The organism is Planococcus sp. YIM B11945, from assembly GCF_050864155.1.
Classification (GTDB): domain Bacteria; phylum Bacillota; class Bacilli; order Bacillales_A; family Planococcaceae; genus Planococcus.
Map to the genome: position 1 here is coordinate 170,660 of NZ_JBOZWR010000004.1, position 15,588 is coordinate 186,247.

A 15,588-nucleotide genomic window follows, 5' to 3' on the forward strand; every position below is an offset into this window, starting at 1 on the left:
CGCTTCCTTGAAAATCAGATATTAAACTTTTGCTTTTGATGCATTTTTCTCGGACATCCAAATGCCTGACAGAACCAGCATGATGATTAAACCGCCAGCAATCGCCATCGACCACCAAAAATGGCTAAGTTCAGGTCCGCCAGTCAGCCACCCTGTTGCATATACGGGGATTTTCAACGGCGAAATGGTCCAATAAGTGCCAACCAGTCCATCGAAGATCTGCAAGATAAAGATCAGGGCAAGCGATGCCGCCGCGGCAAGCCCGGTATTGGGCAAGGCTGCACTTGCGGCTAATACGACCGAGACAATCAAGACGATCCAGACGCTATACGAACTGACGAATTGAAGAAAATTAAAGAAATCTACCGGTGAATACAGCAGCATCGTGTAATAATACGCTGCTAAAAATCCGAGCCAGACGCTGGCAATGGCGATTAAACTAGCCATCATCCATTTGCTTATAAAATAAGAGGAAAACGACAAGGGCCGGATATACAATAACGTAGCTGTGCCGCTTCTGCGCTCCCCTGCAACCGACCCCACATATGCTAGTACCAGCACAAGCAATCCGATCAGCTGATATTGCCCCATGACGGCGGCCATCAGTTGTTCGGGAGTCGGCTCTGGAAACTCGATTACCGCACCTTCTGGCAGATTCCCTACGGAATCCAAAATTTGCGGCATAAAATAATTGCTCACCGGCTCTAATATGCCAAACAAAATAAAGACGATTGGCAGCCAGAGAATCTTGTAGTTTCTTATGTTTTCCCGCCACTCTTTTTTCAGCAATACGCCCATTTGGTTCATTTGCCGCTCGCCACCTTCAAAAAGATTTCTTCCAGTGTCGCCGTTTGGAGTTCTACGCCAAGAACGCCTTGATCCCACGTTCCGAGTGCTGCCAACACTTCTTGCATGGTGGGTCCATTTTCTGTTATGGCCAAAAAAACGGTTGCGCCGGAAACGGACCCTTGCCACGAAGTTTGATTCATAAATAACGTTGAAAGCTCGTTCGAATGGAACGCAATACGGATGCGCGGTTCTGCATGCCGTTCTTTGACATCCGATAAGGACCCTTGTTCGACCAGTTGGCCGTTTTGCATAAAGAGGACTTGGTCGGTCATTTCTTCAGCATCATTCAATATATGCGTGGAATAGAGAATCGTCGTATCTTGCTGGAGCGATTTCAGCAAATTCATGATTTCCCGCCGGCCAGTCGGATCCAGCGCGGAAACCGGCTCATCCAAAAGCAGCAGCTTTGGCTGGTGGACAATCGCTTGGGCAAGGCCGAGGCGCTGCTTCATGCCGCCTGAAAAAGCGGCTGTTTTTTTATTCAGCGCATTGCCCAATCCGACAAACTCTAACGTTCGGGTGGACTGCAGCCGTATATTTTTCGCGTCAACCCCGCTCAATTTCGCTGCCATTTCCGTAAATTCAAGAGCAGTTAGCCAAGGGAAGAACTGCGGGTATTGCGGGAGAAACCCCATTCCCATTTCTTTTGGCCAATTGATCGTGCCTTTTGTCGGCTTCAGCATACCGGCAAGCATCGACAAGGTCGTCGTTTTTCCCGCCCCGTTCGGACCGATCAAAGCCGTCGCCGTGTGCTCATTCAGCAAAAATGAAACATCATCCACTGCCGCCTCTTGTCCATAACGTTTCGTCAGGTTATACACTTCCAGCAAACTCAATAGTTTCGCCTCCCAATCACCAAGTATAAGATGGGCCCGATGATGTTAATCACGACGATGATGAGGCCCCACATCCATTTTGGCCCGTTCGGATTAGGGTTTTTAATCAAGTCAACGAGCGTGAAAATCATCAAGCCGACTTGAATCAGAAGGATTGGCAAAAGAAGCAGCAATAAGTTCATAGATTCCATACATTCTCCTCCTTCATGAGATTAAAAAGGCAATGGCCAAGATGACCACTAGCGGCAAAACGACGATCAGCCAGCTTCTTGGATTCCCTAAGTTGATGGTCCAGCCGATGCCAAAACGTTTTTCCACCATGACAGATGGATCGGCCGCGTTGATGTAAAAGATGCCCCATTTCCAATAGCGGTCATTGTCGGCATCGATAACGTCTGCTTCCACTTCTTCCGTCTCTTCTACTGAATTCGTAGCAGCCACTTTAAAGGTGTAGACGCCGGTTGCCCCCAGCACCACAATTAAAAAGCCGAATGTGATTGCCATATTCCAAAGCGTACTGCTGAATTCCGGCTGGATAATTGACAATTGAATGCTGCCAAGCAAAAGAGTTGCCGCCAAAGAAGTCAGAAACAGCAGCCAGCTGCCGTATTTGCGGGAAACCAATTGCCGGGTTTTTGACCGCTGCTTTTGGCTTGCTAAGATTTTCGACCCGCTCGTTTTCATAGCGTGGTTCAAGAAATAAAACATCAGCTGCATGACGCCCAACATGATGAGCATCGAAATGCTTGAGAAAATTGTTTTGCCGGTAAAAGCATCCGGCTCGCCGTTTGGCCCGAAATGAGTGGGAATTTGTGCAGGCAAGTTGGCATATTCCATAAGTGTATACGCAATCAGCCCCGCTGTAACAATGAGCGGTACAAGAAAAGCTGAACCCGACACCATCTCCACTTCGTTCCGGAACTGCAGATCCACAACGACTTTTTCTCGTTTTCCAGCCGTCCATCCTTGCTGCCTTTTTTCCTTTTTCACTTTCAAATGGTTAACAACATACAAGCCCATGCTCAGTACAATAAGGCCAAATTGAGCGGCAACGCCCCATAAAACCGCCGCTTCTTCAGTAAAGCTCTCGGCGCTGAATATGGAAACATAAAGTACCGCAAGCACTCCGCCGGTCAACAGAACGACTGCCCGGTACCGTTTTTTCAGCTGCACAAGCATTGGTTCTTTGATAAAAGCCTCAGGCACGTAAATGCCAAAGACTTCCGTTCTTTTCACCCAATACGGCACAAAGGCTTGAACCACAAACAGAACAATTAAAATGCTCGCCATTAACATTACCGTCATGTTCCTTCCCCCTTGATGTCTTTCAGTAATCTTTCTGTTAAACCCATAAGTTCTTCTTTGCTGAGCCTCAAGCAAAGCGCTTCCGCCAAAATCGGACGCAGTTCCTGCTCAATGCGCTTGCGTTCTTGTTCGGTCGCTTCCCTTAAGCCGTTCGGATGAATAAAAACGCCTTTTTTCTGGACAATTTCAATCATGTTTTTTTCCTGCAAATAATGGTACGCCTTATTGACCGTATGCATGTTCATGCCAAGATCGGCTGCGAAAGCCCGTACCGATGGCATAGGGGTACCCGGCTTCAACTTGCCGTTCGCAATTCCTTCCATAATCTGCTGGGCCAGCTGCAAATAAATAGGCACGGCGGAACCCGGTTCGATTTCAATAAACATCTGCTCACCCCTTTTGTTCTACTATCACTAGAACACTTGTTATACTCATAATAGAACAGAAATAATTTTCAGTCAAATCGAGAATTAAATAATTGGTTTTACACTATAAAAAAGCAGGCAAGCTCAATTTTTGAGCTTGCCTGCTTAGTATTTTATTTCTTGCCTACACAATCACTTTATAAATGATCGTTGATTTCTGCAGCTTCTTGATCAATTCAGATTCATTTTTAATGTTGCCGCCATTGATCGTAAACGTATACTTGGAGGCGTTTTTTTCACTATAAAGCTCTTCGTTTTCGATTTGGAAGCCGATAACTTCCACTTCGCTTTCTTCAAAAAAACCGCTGATCATATCATATGCATTTTCGCGGTCTTCCGCCACGATAACAATGGTTTTTTGTTTGTAGATCGACAAATACTTTCTCTCCACTTTTTCCAGAAAGTGCAGCGTGATTAGTACGATTGCCGTCGTCAAAATCCCGACAAAATACATATCGATGCCGATGACCAAGCCAAGGCCAGCCGCTACCCATATTGAAGCAGCGGTCGTCAATCCTTTTACCGATCCTTTTTGGACAATTATGGTTCCGGCTCCTAAAAAGCCGATGCCGCTAATTACATAAGAAGGAATTCTTCCCGGATCGAACCGGATTACATCACTGTCCTGGCTCAAAAACATATCAAATCCGGTAATCGATAAAATCATCATAAGGCATGAACCGGTTCCGACGAGGACATGCGTGCGGAGGCCGGCGGGCTGTTGTTTGGATTCTCTTTCGATCCCGATCAAACCGCTTAATATCGCAGCGAGCAGCAAGCGGATGATGATGTCTAGAAAATCTGCTGGAATAAAATCCATCACGGTTCCTCCTGACATTCTGCAGCGCTATTATGCATTTACCCTGAAAGTTTGCTTTTATGCCTGAAGCTTTTTTCGATAAAGGCGCATTCGTTCTTTACCATTTTATCGCCATGAGCGCCACAATCAGCTGTTGGCGGTATTCGTCTTTAATTGGCCAGCCGGTGATTTCCTGTTTTAATCCATCTCGCGTCCCATAGCCTTTGACAAAGCCGTTCAACCGCGCAGCAAATGTCGAATCGACCAGCATCGAAGGTTCCGGAAAAAACGCCTCCAACTGTTCCAGCGCTTTCGGGTAGCGCTTCAAGTAATATTTTTGGTGGCGTTCTTCTGCCGGCGTAAATGCGGTAAAGACAGCGATATCCGTTTCGATAGGTTCTCCTAAAGCCGCTTCCATGTCTTTTTTAACCTGTTCAATCGTTTCTTTTTGCTGTTCGCTATGAAAGCGCAGCAAGGAAATGTATTGCCGGCCTTTGTATTGGTCCCGGTTCGGATAATGGTTTTGCCAAAAAATCCGCAAAATGTCCGCATATGCAAGCCGCTCCGGGTCAAAATCCACTTCCACGGTTTCCGTATGGTCGCCCATTTGCCGGTACGTTGGATTTTCTGTCGTGCCGCCCGCAAAACCAACACGGGTGCGCATGATGCCGGGCAGGCTGCCAAAATGCGCTTCCGGCCCCCAAAAACAGCCCATGCCAAAAGTTGCCGTTTCCCATGAGTCAGCGGCCAATTCGTTTTCAAGTGCTTGAATCGTCCATTGTGTTTTGTCCACGCGCATCCTTCCTCTCAGTTTCGCTAAGCTTTCTTGAGTTCATTATACGAGGAACGGCTAAAAAGTGAAAAAGCTAGGCCTGTTATCCGGCGGCAAGTTCAAATTTTAACAATGCAATGTTTTCCTTTTTCCATTAAACTAAGAGCAACAAACTGGTCCCACTCTCAGCTGACTGGCTCAGTGATTTTCGCTTGATCCTTTAAAGAAAGTGAGATGCTTGCCATGAATCGCCGAAAAAAGGAAATCATCGCTTATTTCAACGACTTGGACCGAAGCTTTTTTATGGACTCCAATAAAGAATTGGCAGGACTTGACCAAGCGCTTCCCATTGGCCATGACCAAACGATTTCCCAGCCTTCGCTTGTCTTGGAAATGACGTTGGCGCTGGACTTGCTTCCCGATTCGAAAGTACTGGAAATTGGTACGGGTTCCGGTTTTCAAACGGCTTTATTGGCCGCTTTCTCGGAATCGGTTTACACGGTGGAACGGATTGAGCCGCTGCACACCCGCGCAAAGGAACGGCTCGCGAAAGCAGGATACGACAATATCCATTTTAAACTGGACGATGGCAGCCTTGGCTGGGAAGAATACGCGCCTTACGACCGGATCATGGTGACGGCAGCCGCCAGTGAAGTTCCAAAAGAACTGATCGACCAGCTGAATGCCGGCGGCAAAATAATCATTCCGGTCGGTGGGCCGATGATGCAGGAATTGCTGTTGATCGAAAAAAGTGAAACCGGCGTTTTTTCCACCACGGTTTTAAACCACGTCGTCTTTGTCCGGTTAAAAGGAAAATACGATTAACAAAAGGCGAAGCCCCATTTCAACCGATTGGGGCTTCGCCTTTTTTAGATGAGGATAGTGGTTGTGGCGGCCGGCGCGTTGCTTTGTACCATTGATAGCACAAAATGGCGATGAGCACTACATCGACCAAATCGCCGCCATAATACATCAGCATGCCGCCCAACTCCGCTTCGTTTTTGGCGATTCCTGCCGGAGGAAAAGCGTAAAGCGATTTTGAGAGAATGCCATGAGCTGCCAATGCTGCAATCAAAACGGCGGACCGGTACAAAAAACTCAACCGGTGCGCCACGGGATCGATGTAAATGATGGAAGCTGTAAACAAAAAACCGGCCAAAAATACGTGCAGGTGGACGAGAACATGCAGCCACATATGATGCTGCATGCTCATATACAAAGGCGTTCGATACAAAATATAAAGGCCGCCGATATTCAGCAAGGCCGCTGTTATCGGATGGCTGAGCAGCCTAACAGGTCCGCTTCTCAAAATACGCGTCAGCTGTCTTGCCTGATAGACCGGCAGCGTGCGCAGCAAGAGCGACACGGGAGCTGCAAGCACCAGCAAGAGCGGAGCAAGCATGCCCAACAGCAAATGCCCAATCGTATGGTAGACGAAATTTCCGTGAGCCGCGTTTGCCACCGGACCGACCAATGCAATGCCGGCACAAAAAACGCCAAGCACCCAAAGAACCGTCCGTTGCACCGGCCACGGGCTATGCCGCTTATTGGAGAAAAAGACAGCACCTATATACAGAAAAATTGCTAGGGCAAGAGCGAAACCAAATATTGGCTCCAGTGTCAGCTGTGCGTATCCATGATGGCCCATATCCGCCTCACCGCTCTGCCTTGGTTTTTTTCGTTGCGCGGCGGGTCTGCAAAAGAAGCCAGATGCCGATGAGCACTAAAATCACAGCAATCGCGTTCCAAACCAAATCGTATAGAAAAAGATCAACGCCGTAGCGGATTTGGTGCAAGCCCATCAGCTTATGCTGAATGGTGCCGTCATATAACTGAAAAGCCCCTGCACCAAATAAGGCGCCTCCTGCCCATCGTTTTGGCCAAAGCGCTTTTCTGCGCCGAAGGTTGGCATACATGAAAAGAGAAGCCACAGTGGCAAACCAGCTAAATGCATGAAAGATGCCATCAGAAACGAGGCCGACTGCCGTTGTGGATTTGTCATAAAAATGATGCCAATTCAACAGTTGATGAAATACCGCTTCATCAATAAATGCCGCAAATCCGATTCCGAACAAAAACCCTGACCACATATTAAAAGACAAATACACAAGCCGATTCTTGGCCGTAGCATGATCAATGGAATTGTTATTGAGAGTAGCCATAGGCATCTCCTTTCCCACCTTATTTTCCATTACTTTTTCCCTAATCCAACAGGGAATTCCTTCTTCTTTAAAATTCATAGTAAAAAATACCCTTTTTTCTTTCTACCGAAACCTGGACTTTGTGAGAGTGTTTGGTATCAATTACCTGCTACCGGCTGTATGCTTAAGCAACTCGGAGATTACGCTTTCTTCCTTGAACTAGGAGACACAAGCATATGCCTAAAGAAAAAACGGTTCAATCTGATATTGGCGGATATATTGCCAATTTAATGCGCGAAAATTTCGGCAAAGGTCCATCTTCAGTTTTCGTGAGCATCACACCCAATTTTATCTCCATCTACCTTCGCGGCTGCCTCACTCCAGCTGAAAAAATTCTCTTAAAACAAAATCAGTCGCAGCTAGTTTCTAAAATCCGAGATTTACTGATGGTAGAATTCGTCAGTGAAATCAAAATCGGCATTTGGAAACTAGCAGAACTTGACGTAAAAGAAATCTATGCTGATTGGAATTTCGACAAAGAATCCGGTGTCCTCATTGCTACCCTTGACGATAAGGCAAATATATCTCCTGTCGAATGGCCGGAAGAAGTGGACCAAGACGCATTTATAGCAGAAATCATCAAAAAAAGTATCGAAGTCCAAAAAGAACCGGTTCCTACAGACATCCATTGGCTAAATGACCGTTCTGTCCTAATAGAACGCACCGGCATATTGGTGCAAATTGAAAAAGAGCTCATCAAAATAGGATTTGTAGAAGAATTGAAATTGGCCAAACGGCCGCTGGAATACAAGTTCGTGCGGAACTCAGCTTGAACCGCGATATTAAAACGAGAAATCTTAGAAATTTTCGTCGACTGGAACTTTCAAGATGACAAAGCATATATGGTCCTGCAGCTTGAACCTCGGAAAAAGGAAAACAAGTAAAATAGCCTTTTGAAAAAGCTTGTCTTCTTGGCGGGCTTTTTGCAATTGGAATAATGAATTATTCTTTCTATCTCGTCGGCTCTCCCGTATAATAAATGCAACTATGATGCAAGAGTTTTTTGCGCAATAAAGGAGAGAGCGTATATGGCTAAAGAAAAAACGACTCAATCTGAAATCGGATCTTTTATTTCCACTTTAATGAGAGATACCTTTGGAAAAGGCCCGACATCAGTGTATGTGGCTATTTCTCGGCCATTTATCGCTATTCACCTTCGCGGTTTTTTAACCCCAACTGAAAATATTCTCCTCAAACAAAATGAGCCGAATCGTGTACTGAAAATCCGGGATTTATTGATGACGGGCGTTATGCCGGAAATCAAGCTTGCGCTTTGGAAAATTGGCGAATTTGATGTGAAAGAAATGTACGCCGACTGGCATTTGGAAGAAAAATCAGGCATAATTATTGCCCTATTAAATGAGGAGGCGGATGAAAGCAAATTCAAAGGGCCAAGCGAGGTCGATGAAGAGGCACTTCGGAAAGAGCTGATCTACGCCAGTGTAAAAGCACAAAAGGTACCTGGTGCGACAGAAATTTACTGGTTGAATGACCGCACGGTTCTGGTGCAGCGCGTCGAAATTTTAGTGGCGATTGAAAAAGAATTGATTAAAAACGGTTTTGCTGAAGAATTGAAAATCGCTAAACGGCCGCTGGAGCGCAAAGTATTGGCAGAAGTCCAGTTGGAAACCGTTTTAAAAAGAAACATAGTGGATACATTCGTCGAGTGGAATTTTGAAACCGATAAAGCTTTCACCGTCTTCATCTTGGAACCAAAGAAATAGCAAAAAGCTCACCTAGACGGGTGAGCTTTTTTCATTTTAATTGGTTGATGGCCCGGAATGCTTTTGCCAGCCGGCTGGCAAACAGCTCAGGCGGCTCGACTGCTTCCAAGTACAGGGTGATGATATTGGGATTTGCCACTTGCCGCTGCTTATAACTGCTCGGCAATGGAATGTCTTTTTGAATCAGCGCAAGCGTGAACACTGGGCATTCTTCAGGAAGCAAAAAAATTTCCGCTTTGTTTAATGCAAAGCCCGTATGTCGAAACCGTTCAAACGAAATATCCAAGTCCAATACAGAGCTTTTGATTGCCCGTTTCTTTTTCACGATGCACTTTTCGGCTAGCACTTCTATTTCTGAATCCAACAGCATGCCTACTTTTTCTGCCACAGTTTCCAAGTTTTCCATTTGGCCGATGCCTCCGTTTCTTCTTGCCTCAATACACACTTCAGTCGGTAAGAACCTGAAGTGAACGGCAATATGGGCAGACCAAATACTCACTGTGCATTTCCAGCCGTTCGATATACGCAACTGAATTGGTAAATTCTCTTCTGTCCACCGGTGTTTCGACAAAACCGCAGCGGTCCCCGGCGTATTGTCTTTGATGGATCTTTTTCTTCTTATGGTCGATGAAAAATTGCAACTTGCTTCGCACTTCCTTTTTCTGAAAATAAAAAAAAGCCGAAAAGATCTTCCTCGAAAGGAATGGTCTTTTCGGCTTTATTAGCGGCACTATCGTCCGCAACATTGAACCAAATTATAAAATTAGTTATTGCCTGACGCAATAATTCATGTGGTAAAGTTAACGTTTTTTCATATTAGAAACACTATTGTTTTCTAAGCAGTTTCAAGTATACTTCCTTCGTAAATCTAAGTAAAGTAATTTCACCCTAAAAAATTATAACACGTGATAGCCTTCCAGCTGAATTCTTTTGGTCAGCTGGTCTCCAGAAATTTGGTCCGCATCATACGTAATGGCCACTTCGCCTTCTCCAATATCTACAAGCGCCCGCTCCACTTCGTTCATTTCCAACAAAAAAGCCTCCAGCGACTGAATCGGCTTTTCTTCTGTCGCTTCTCTTACGTGAATGGTCATTGTTTCCATAGCTAATCACCCTTCCAAACTATCGGTTTCTCTATTCATACCCCGAAGCCGGAAGAATTAAAAGTTAAATTAACTCAAGGATACAGTCCTTTAAAATTCCATCTTCAAGCGGCCTTCTTCCAGAACCAGTTTGGCGTTGAATTTCTTGCCATTTTTTGAGACAAAGCCTTTGATGACCGGCGTTTTTCCTTTCGTGCATAAATACTCAATTTGTTTGGCCGTTAAGCGTTTCTTCAAAAAAACCGTTGGGAACGACTGCTTGCAGCCATTGGCGTATTCGGTGCAATTATAAGACGCTTTGCTTGAGATGATTTTGCCTTTTTTGCATCTTGGGCATAGCGCAATTTCGTCTTTCCCAACAGACATGTCCAGCTGTTCGGGCAAGCCGTTTTTCTGCATTTGGGCCGGCACATCGTCCAAGAGTTTCTGGATAAACTTGCCGATGGTTGTCAAGAACACTTCCGAGGAGCCTTCCCCGTTGCCGATTTTTTTCAAGTACGTCTCCCATTTTGCCGTCATCGACGGACTGGACAATAAATTCCCTTCGATTGCCTGACATAAAATCCTGCCTTTATCGGTGATCGAGACGATGTTTTTCGTGACCTTGATGTATTCATGGCGTTTGATTGTTTCGATGATGCCGCTCCGCGTCGCTTCTGTTCCGAGCCCTTCGATTTCCTTCAGGATTTCGGTATCTTCCACATCTTCGACAAACTTTCCGCACGTTTTCATCATGGCGATCAATTGACCTTCCGTATACGGCTTTGGCGGGGTCGTCATGCCTTCTTTAATGGCAATGCTGCCCATTACCGGTTCCTGTTCCCGAAGCTCTGGCAGCGGGGGCTCCTGCTTCGAATCGCGGGCCACCGGAAACAGTTCTTTCCAGCCTTGTTCAAGCTCCGTTTTGCCCGTTGTGAAAAAGTCCAAACCGTTTACGATGGTAGTCACTTTTGTTTCCGCGTAGCGGTAATCTTTATGGAACATAGCGAGCGTTGTCCGCAGCACTTCTTCGTATAAATTTCGTTCATCAGCCGCCAAGCCTTCCAGCTTTCTCGCCGTAGGCAGCGTTTTTGTCGGGATGATGGCGTAATGCTCCTGAACTTTGGCGTTATCGACAAAGCGTTTTTTCGGCGCTTTTGACGCGATTGGAAAAGTCGCTCCAATCAATTGCTGATATGCTTCGACTTGATTGGCCAAATAAGCGAATTCGCTTGTGGTAATGTGCTGGGCGTCCGTCCGCGGATAGCTGACGAGCTTTTTCTCGTACAAGCCCTGCATAACCGACAGCACTTTTGACGGGCTGTATTTCCATTTGCGGTTGGCGGTGGCCTGCAGTGTGGACAGCGAATGCAACTGCGGAGGCGGCGTCCGCTTTTCAGTCGTTTTCACGGAAGCGACGACCCCGTCCGCTTTGCCGGAAATGCTGTGTTTTGCGAGCAGTTCTTCCGTTTCTTTTCGTTCTTTTGCTTTTATTTTCGCTTTTCCTTTGTAGCGGCCTTTTTCCGCGTCGAAGACCCCTTCAATTTCATAAAAAGGCTCCGGCACAAACGCTTCAATTTCTTTTTCCCGCTGGTATATCAAAAAGACGGTCGGCGTCTGCACGCGGCCGATGGCGAACACTTCCCGAATGCCTTTCGCCTGAAGCAATAGCGAATACAAGCGCGAACCGTTCATCCCAACCAGCCAGTCGCTGATTTGGCGCGCTTTCGCTTCTTCGTATAATAAGAGATCTTGCCGGTTGTCGCGCAGCTCTTGGAATCCTTTGCGCACTTCGTCCACTTCAAGCGAGTTGATCCAAAGGCGCTGGATTTTTTTATTTTTTGCGCCGGTTTGGTAATAAATGCTGTAAAAAATATTCGATCCCTCACGGTCTACATCGCATGCATTAATGACGGTGTCGGTTTGCTGAATCAATTTCTTGATGACGCTAAACTGCTGGAATTTGCCTTTTGCCACTTGAAACTGGTAGGTTTCCGGCAAGATCGGCAAAGCCGCAAGCGACCATTTGCTCCATTTCGGGTCATAGGCTTTCGGCTCTTTTAACTCTACAAGGTGTCCGATTCCCCAGGTGATGTACGCACCTTCCGGAAAAATTGGGTTCGGCGCCACTTCTATATAACCATCACGCTTTGTCGTTTTAAACGCTTCAGCATATGCTTTTGCCTGGCTCGGTTTTTCTGCCACGATTACTGGTTTCATATGGTCCGTCCTTTCGCGCAATTCCTTTCCTATATTGTACTCTTTCAGGAAAAGAAAGATAAAACTTAATTAGTTATTTTTCATCATCAGACAACATATCGGCGAAATCTTTCTCAATATGAGATTTTTCACCGAAAATCATTACTTGGTCGCCTGCTTGCAGTTCCACTTCAAATAAGGATTTCCGTAAAATTACGCCTCCTCTTCGAATGAACAGCAAATGAAGATCCGAATCTTCCATAATCAGTTTTTGGGACGGCTGCCCTACATAAGTGGATTCTTCCTTAATATCGATAAGAGCCACCATATCATTTTCTTCCAAAGATAGAGCCGTTTTAAGCGGCCAATCTTCAAGATCGTATTCTTCATCCATTTCGCGCTCTAATTTATTCGTTAAAATTTTTTTGACCCATTTGTTTTTTAAAATGAGTATGACAACAAAAAGCACTCCCGCTACAGCGAATAGCCAATTGAGCCGCAAGTCGTTAGACAAAAGAGAAGCTATGGAAGAAATCATCACCGCCAATGAGAAATAGCCGAATAGGATCACAGCAGCACTGATCTTTCTGCGGATCGGATGATCAATGATCAATGTCGCTTCATCTGTTGTAAACCCTGTTGCAGTCAACATGGAAATCACTTGATAGCGCGCTATTTGTATTTTTAAACCGGTCGCAACAAAAAGCATTGCAGCAATTTCAATCACCAATGCCATAATAGCCAAATAAACGAGAATGAACTCGATTTCCGTCATATTCTTCCTCCGTTCTTGCTTCTTCAAGAAATATTCCCTTCATTAGAAGTTTGAAATCCTCTGTAAAAGAAATACTCCATAGTATAATGAAAAAATACAAACGGTTCCAGTGAAAAGAATGGAGAGAAACCTATGACAACAAGAAACAGGTCCGCCTTGCTTGCAGGAGCCAGCGGACTAGTTGGAAACGAATTATTGCAATTACTGCTCGATAGTTCTGTTTATGAACATGTAACGATTTTGGTTCGAAAACCATTGGATATTCAGCACCCGAAATTGGAGCAAGTAATCGTCGATTACGAAAAATTGGAAAACTACACGAGCCACTTTAAAGTTCAGGATATCTTTTGCTGCCTCGGTACGACCATCAAACAGGCGGGTTCCCAAAAAGCGTTCCGTAAAGTGGATTATGAATACCCTGTCCGAATGGCGAAATTGGCAAAAGCTCAAGGAGTTCGCCATTTCCTCATCATTACGGCACTTGGTGCAGACGCCAAATCGAAAGTGTTTTACAGCCGGACAAAAGGAGAAGTTGAAGTAGCGTTAAAACAGATGGACTTGCCGGCACTCGCTATTTTTCAGCCATCCTTGTTGCTCGGCAACCGCCAGGAATTCCGCTTCGGCGAAAAAGCGGCAACGGTGTTAAGCCCGCTCTTTAGCGCGCTGCTTGTTGGCCGCATGAAAAAATACGAGCCGGTAAGCGCCAAGAAAGTGGCATTCGCCATGCTTTACGCAGCGCAAACCAATCGCACCGGCACCACTTTTTACCCGTCTGCCGAAATCCAAAAAATCAGCCGCACCGTACAATAAGAAAAGAAGGCATCGAAAACCGATGCCTTCTTTTTGTGTAATTAAGTAATTGAGTTAAAAGCTACAGCCTGCAGCTATCGGGTGAAGGGCCTCAATGATTGGCTACTTCGGCCGCCACGATCTCCGCTTGCAGTTCGATTTCCACATTGCCTTTAATCGCCCGGCTGATCATGCAGGAAGACTCCGCTTTTTCAGCCAGTTTTTGTGCCAATGAAAAATCTTTTTCCGACGCATCTGCTTTTAAGACAACACGTGGTTTATGGATAATGCGCTCGTACGTGATGACGCCATTTGTGACATCCACAATGCCTTCTGATTCCATCGTCAATGATTCTTTAACAAGTTTGCTTCGCTCCATCATCGCCGCAAGCGTAATGATGTAGCAAGTCGCCGCTGCGCCGAGCAGCATTTCATCCGGATTTGTTCCGACTCCCGGCCCGTCCATTTCAAGAGGGATGGAGATTTGGGTTTTTAAATTTCCCGCTTCAATGTTGCCTATGTCATTGCGGAGGCCTGGCCAGTCCGCTGTTAAATGAAAACTATGTTTTGCCAATTTTATCGCTCCTTCGCCCGTTTTATTAGGCAATAATATTAGGTTGTATAAGTTGTACTTAATACATTAGATTGTGGATATTCTACAGGCAAGTATTGGCCGAACAGCACAGGAGTACTACTCGTTAACATAAATCGAGTAGAGCTCTGCCTAAAGCGACAGAAGCTGTTTTAAAGAGATGATTCTATAATTCCAAATTATAGGTAAAAATTCATGAAGACAAGCCGTCCAGTTCTTCCAAACGCGGCATCGCGGTCAGTGCTCCTGGTTTGGTTGCGCAAAGCGCTCCGAGCTTGTTTGAGAAAGATGCACATTCAATCACTTGCTGCTTCGTTTTTGGCATGCCATTCAAATGGATATAGCGAATGGTCCCTGCGACAAATGCATCTCCTGCTCCAGTCGTATCAACCGGCTTCACCGGTATGACCGGCACGTGGAACGCTTCGCCTTCAAACAAAGCATGCGTCCCGTTTTCGCCATCCGTCAAGAAAACAAGCGGAATGTTGAATTTGGAGAGCCGGTTGATGCCGTCTTCCATTGACTCCGTCTCCATTAAAAAGGATAGCTCGTCCGTTGTGACTTTCAAGACATCGGCCGTCCGCAAAAATTTGCAGGCCGTCTCTCTGCTCCGCTGCTCGCTGTCCCAGCGGAGCGGACGAATATTTGCGTCAAACGAGCAAATCACCCCGTGCGCTTTTGCTAGTTTAACTGCTTTTTCCGTTGTTTTCAACGCTTCCGGATGAAACATCGTGCCAGAACAAATGTGAAAAACGCTGGCTTTTCCAAAGATTCCAGGATCCAAATCGTCTTCAGTCACTTGCAGATCCGGTGTTTCATTGACATATTGAGCAAAAATCCGGTCAAATTCCGGCGTTAAATGAATGAACACCCCGCTCACTCGCTTTTCCGGCACAATGATGGCGGGATCCAAGATCACGCCTTCTTTTTCCAGTTCTCCACGGACAAAGGCCGACGTTTCGTCATCGCCTGTAACAGTGATAAAAGCGGATGGTATGCCGAGGCGGCTGACGCCTGCTGCCACATTTACCGTCGCGCCTCCAAGGTGGCGCGTAAACGCATCGTTGTTACGGTCGTTTGCTATATAATCGACAAAAGCATCCCCATATGTCAGGACATACTTTGAGTTCTTCATCATTCTTGCCTCCGCTCTTTTACAAACCTCAAACTCGCCTGTTTTGCGGTCAATGAACACATTCCCAAACCATTTTCCCCTTGGTTTGTTTCGATTTTATCACAA

The 15,588-nt window shown here is 45.9% G+C and carries 20 protein-coding genes; 4 read left to right on the forward strand and 16 right to left on the reverse strand.

What is annotated here, in order from left to right; translation table 11 throughout:
• Positions 1-21: 21 nt before the first annotated feature.
• The 7 genes from ACRRQV_RS08830 to msrA form a co-directional block, all read right to left on the reverse strand.
• Complete coding sequence (locus ACRRQV_RS08830) at positions 22-807, reverse strand: ABC transporter permease (RefSeq protein ID WP_432529845.1); 786 nt, start codon at positions 805-807, stop codon at positions 22-24.
• Entirely contained in the window at positions 804-1,685 is an 882-nt protein-coding gene (locus ACRRQV_RS08835; protein WP_432529847.1) for an ATP-binding cassette domain-containing protein, read from the reverse strand. The genes ACRRQV_RS08830 and ACRRQV_RS08835 overlap by 4 nt, the downstream gene beginning before the upstream one ends.
• Positions 1,682-1,876 carry a PLD nuclease N-terminal domain-containing protein gene (locus ACRRQV_RS08840; RefSeq protein ID WP_432529849.1) on the reverse strand — a complete coding sequence of 65 codons (195 nt, stop codon included), beginning with the start codon at positions 1,874-1,876 and terminating at the stop codon, positions 1,682-1,684. The genes ACRRQV_RS08835 and ACRRQV_RS08840 overlap by 4 nt, the downstream gene beginning before the upstream one ends.
• A gap of 13 nt (positions 1,877-1,889) precedes the next feature.
• The gene (locus tag ACRRQV_RS08845; RefSeq protein ID WP_432529851.1) at positions 1,890-2,990 is read right to left on the reverse strand and encodes a DUF1648 domain-containing protein; all 1,101 of its coding nucleotides are present in this window, start codon (positions 2,988-2,990) and stop codon (positions 1,890-1,892) included.
• On the reverse strand, positions 2,987-3,376 hold the full coding sequence (locus ACRRQV_RS08850) for a GntR family transcriptional regulator (protein ID WP_432529853.1): 390 nt from the start codon (positions 3,374-3,376) through the stop codon (positions 2,987-2,989). Before ACRRQV_RS08850 ends, ACRRQV_RS08845 begins: the two co-directional genes overlap by 4 nt.
• A gap of 163 nt (positions 3,377-3,539) precedes the next feature.
• The gene (locus tag ACRRQV_RS08855) at positions 3,540-4,235 is read right to left on the reverse strand and encodes an MgtC/SapB family protein (RefSeq protein ID WP_432529855.1); all 696 of its coding nucleotides are present in this window, start codon (positions 4,233-4,235) and stop codon (positions 3,540-3,542) included.
• Between the two features lie 97 nt (positions 4,236-4,332).
• Complete coding sequence (msrA, locus tag ACRRQV_RS08860) at positions 4,333-5,013, reverse strand: peptide-methionine (S)-S-oxide reductase MsrA (RefSeq protein WP_432529857.1); 681 nt, start codon at positions 5,011-5,013, stop codon at positions 4,333-4,335.
• Between the two features lie 216 nt (positions 5,014-5,229).
• On the opposite strand from msrA, the gene ACRRQV_RS08865 reads away from it, so the two are divergent.
• Entirely contained in the window at positions 5,230-5,811 is a 582-nt protein-coding gene (locus ACRRQV_RS08865) for a protein-L-isoaspartate(D-aspartate) O-methyltransferase (RefSeq protein ID WP_432529860.1), read from the forward strand.
• A 19-nt stretch (positions 5,812-5,830) separates the two neighbouring features.
• Here the strand turns inward: ACRRQV_RS08865 and ACRRQV_RS08870 are convergent, their stop codons facing one another.
• On the reverse strand, positions 5,831-6,634 hold the full coding sequence (locus tag ACRRQV_RS08870; protein WP_432529862.1) for a cytochrome c oxidase assembly protein: 804 nt from the start codon (positions 6,632-6,634) through the stop codon (positions 5,831-5,833).
• Between the two features lie 7 nt (positions 6,635-6,641).
• Positions 6,642-7,154 carry a DUF2243 domain-containing protein gene (locus ACRRQV_RS08875; protein ID WP_432529864.1) on the reverse strand — a complete coding sequence of 171 codons (513 nt, stop codon included), beginning with the start codon at positions 7,152-7,154 and terminating at the stop codon, positions 6,642-6,644.
• Between the two features lie 209 nt (positions 7,155-7,363).
• Here ACRRQV_RS08875 and ACRRQV_RS08880 point away from each other — a divergent pair, with 209 nt between their 5' ends.
• Together ACRRQV_RS08880 and ACRRQV_RS08885 are read left to right on the forward strand one after the other, a co-directional pair.
• Positions 7,364-7,960 (forward strand): DUF2294 domain-containing protein, encoded by a 597-nt coding sequence (locus ACRRQV_RS08880; protein ID WP_432529866.1) that lies wholly within the window; start codon positions 7,364-7,366, stop codon positions 7,958-7,960.
• Positions 7,961-8,215: 255 nt separating this feature from the next.
• Positions 8,216-8,911 (forward strand): Na-translocating system protein MpsC family protein, encoded by a 696-nt coding sequence (locus tag ACRRQV_RS08885; RefSeq protein WP_432529868.1) that lies wholly within the window; start codon positions 8,216-8,218, stop codon positions 8,909-8,911.
• Positions 8,912-8,942: 31 nt separating this feature from the next.
• Here the strand turns inward: ACRRQV_RS08885 and ACRRQV_RS08890 are convergent, their stop codons facing one another.
• The 5 genes from ACRRQV_RS08890 to ACRRQV_RS08910 all read right to left on the reverse strand — a co-directional run bounded on the left by ACRRQV_RS08890 (position 8,943) and on the right by ACRRQV_RS08910 (position 12,967).
• On the reverse strand, positions 8,943-9,317 hold the full coding sequence (locus ACRRQV_RS08890) for a DUF1259 domain-containing protein (RefSeq protein ID WP_432529870.1): 375 nt from the start codon (positions 9,315-9,317) through the stop codon (positions 8,943-8,945).
• A gap of 40 nt (positions 9,318-9,357) precedes the next feature.
• Positions 9,358-9,564, reverse strand: a complete 207-nt coding sequence (locus ACRRQV_RS08895) for a hypothetical protein (RefSeq protein WP_432529872.1) — start codon at positions 9,562-9,564, stop codon at positions 9,358-9,360.
• A 243-nt stretch (positions 9,565-9,807) separates the two neighbouring features.
• Positions 9,808-10,014, reverse strand: a complete 207-nt coding sequence (locus ACRRQV_RS08900) for a heavy-metal-associated domain-containing protein (protein ID WP_432529874.1) — start codon at positions 10,012-10,014, stop codon at positions 9,808-9,810.
• 90 nt (positions 10,015-10,104) lie between these two features.
• Complete coding sequence (locus ACRRQV_RS08905) at positions 10,105-12,213, reverse strand: DNA topoisomerase 3 (RefSeq protein WP_432529876.1); 2,109 nt, start codon at positions 12,211-12,213, stop codon at positions 10,105-10,107.
• Between the two features lie 73 nt (positions 12,214-12,286).
• Positions 12,287-12,967, reverse strand: coding sequence for a TrkA C-terminal domain-containing protein (locus ACRRQV_RS08910; protein ID WP_432529878.1), 681 nt, complete (start codon positions 12,965-12,967; stop codon positions 12,287-12,289).
• Between the two features lie 132 nt (positions 12,968-13,099).
• Between ACRRQV_RS08910 and ACRRQV_RS08915 the strand changes: the two genes are divergently transcribed.
• Complete coding sequence (locus ACRRQV_RS08915; RefSeq protein WP_432529880.1) at positions 13,100-13,777, forward strand: oxidoreductase; 678 nt, start codon at positions 13,100-13,102, stop codon at positions 13,775-13,777.
• 91 nt (positions 13,778-13,868) lie between these two features.
• Here ACRRQV_RS08915 and ACRRQV_RS08920 read toward each other — a convergent pair whose 3' ends face one another.
• The gene (locus tag ACRRQV_RS08920) at positions 13,869-14,330 is read right to left on the reverse strand and encodes an OsmC family protein (protein ID WP_432529882.1); all 462 of its coding nucleotides are present in this window, start codon (positions 14,328-14,330) and stop codon (positions 13,869-13,871) included.
• Positions 14,331-14,541: 211 nt separating this feature from the next.
• Positions 14,542-15,483, reverse strand: coding sequence for a carbohydrate kinase family protein (locus ACRRQV_RS08925; RefSeq protein WP_432529884.1), 942 nt, complete (start codon positions 15,481-15,483; stop codon positions 14,542-14,544).
• Positions 15,484-15,588: the final 105 nt, after the last annotated feature.

Coding starts and splice junctions, on each gene's coding strand:
- ACRRQV_RS08845 (WP_432529851.1), bottom strand. CDS start 2,990: ATGACGGTAATGTTAATGGCGAGCATTTTAATTGTTCTGTTTGTGGTT.
- ACRRQV_RS08855 (WP_432529855.1), bottom strand. CDS start 4,235: ATGGATTTTATTCCAGCAGATTTTCTAGACATCATCATCCGCTTGCTG.
- ACRRQV_RS08840 (WP_432529849.1), bottom strand. CDS start 1,876: ATGGAATCTATGAACTTATTGCTGCTTCTTTTGCCAATCCTTCTGATT.
- ACRRQV_RS08865 (WP_432529860.1), top strand. CDS start 5,230: ATGAATCGCCGAAAAAAGGAAATCATCGCTTATTTCAACGACTTGGAC.
- ACRRQV_RS08915 (WP_432529880.1), top strand. CDS start 13,100: ATGACAACAAGAAACAGGTCCGCCTTGCTTGCAGGAGCCAGCGGACTA.
- ACRRQV_RS08870 (WP_432529862.1), bottom strand. CDS start 6,634: ATGGGCCATCATGGATACGCACAGCTGACACTGGAGCCAATATTTGGT.
- ACRRQV_RS08880 (WP_432529866.1), top strand. CDS start 7,364: ATGCCTAAAGAAAAAACGGTTCAATCTGATATTGGCGGATATATTGCC.
- ACRRQV_RS08830 (WP_432529845.1), bottom strand. CDS start 807: ATGAACCAAATGGGCGTATTGCTGAAAAAAGAGTGGCGGGAAAACATA.
- ACRRQV_RS08910 (WP_432529878.1), bottom strand. CDS start 12,967: ATGACGGAAATCGAGTTCATTCTCGTTTATTTGGCTATTATGGCATTG.
- ACRRQV_RS08885 (WP_432529868.1), top strand. CDS start 8,216: ATGGCTAAAGAAAAAACGACTCAATCTGAAATCGGATCTTTTATTTCC.
- msrA (WP_432529857.1), bottom strand. CDS start 5,013: ATGCGCGTGGACAAAACACAATGGACGATTCAAGCACTTGAAAACGAA.
- ACRRQV_RS08925 (WP_432529884.1), bottom strand. CDS start 15,483: ATGAAGAACTCAAAGTATGTCCTGACATATGGGGATGCTTTTGTCGAT.
- ACRRQV_RS08905 (WP_432529876.1), bottom strand. CDS start 12,213: ATGAAACCAGTAATCGTGGCAGAAAAACCGAGCCAGGCAAAAGCATAT.
- ACRRQV_RS08850 (WP_432529853.1), bottom strand. CDS start 3,376: ATGTTTATTGAAATCGAACCGGGTTCCGCCGTGCCTATTTATTTGCAG.
- ACRRQV_RS08890 (WP_432529870.1), bottom strand. CDS start 9,317: ATGGAAAACTTGGAAACTGTGGCAGAAAAAGTAGGCATGCTGTTGGAT.
- ACRRQV_RS08875 (WP_432529864.1), bottom strand. CDS start 7,154: ATGCCTATGGCTACTCTCAATAACAATTCCATTGATCATGCTACGGCC.
- ACRRQV_RS08900 (WP_432529874.1), bottom strand. CDS start 10,014: ATGGAAACAATGACCATTCACGTAAGAGAAGCGACAGAAGAAAAGCCG.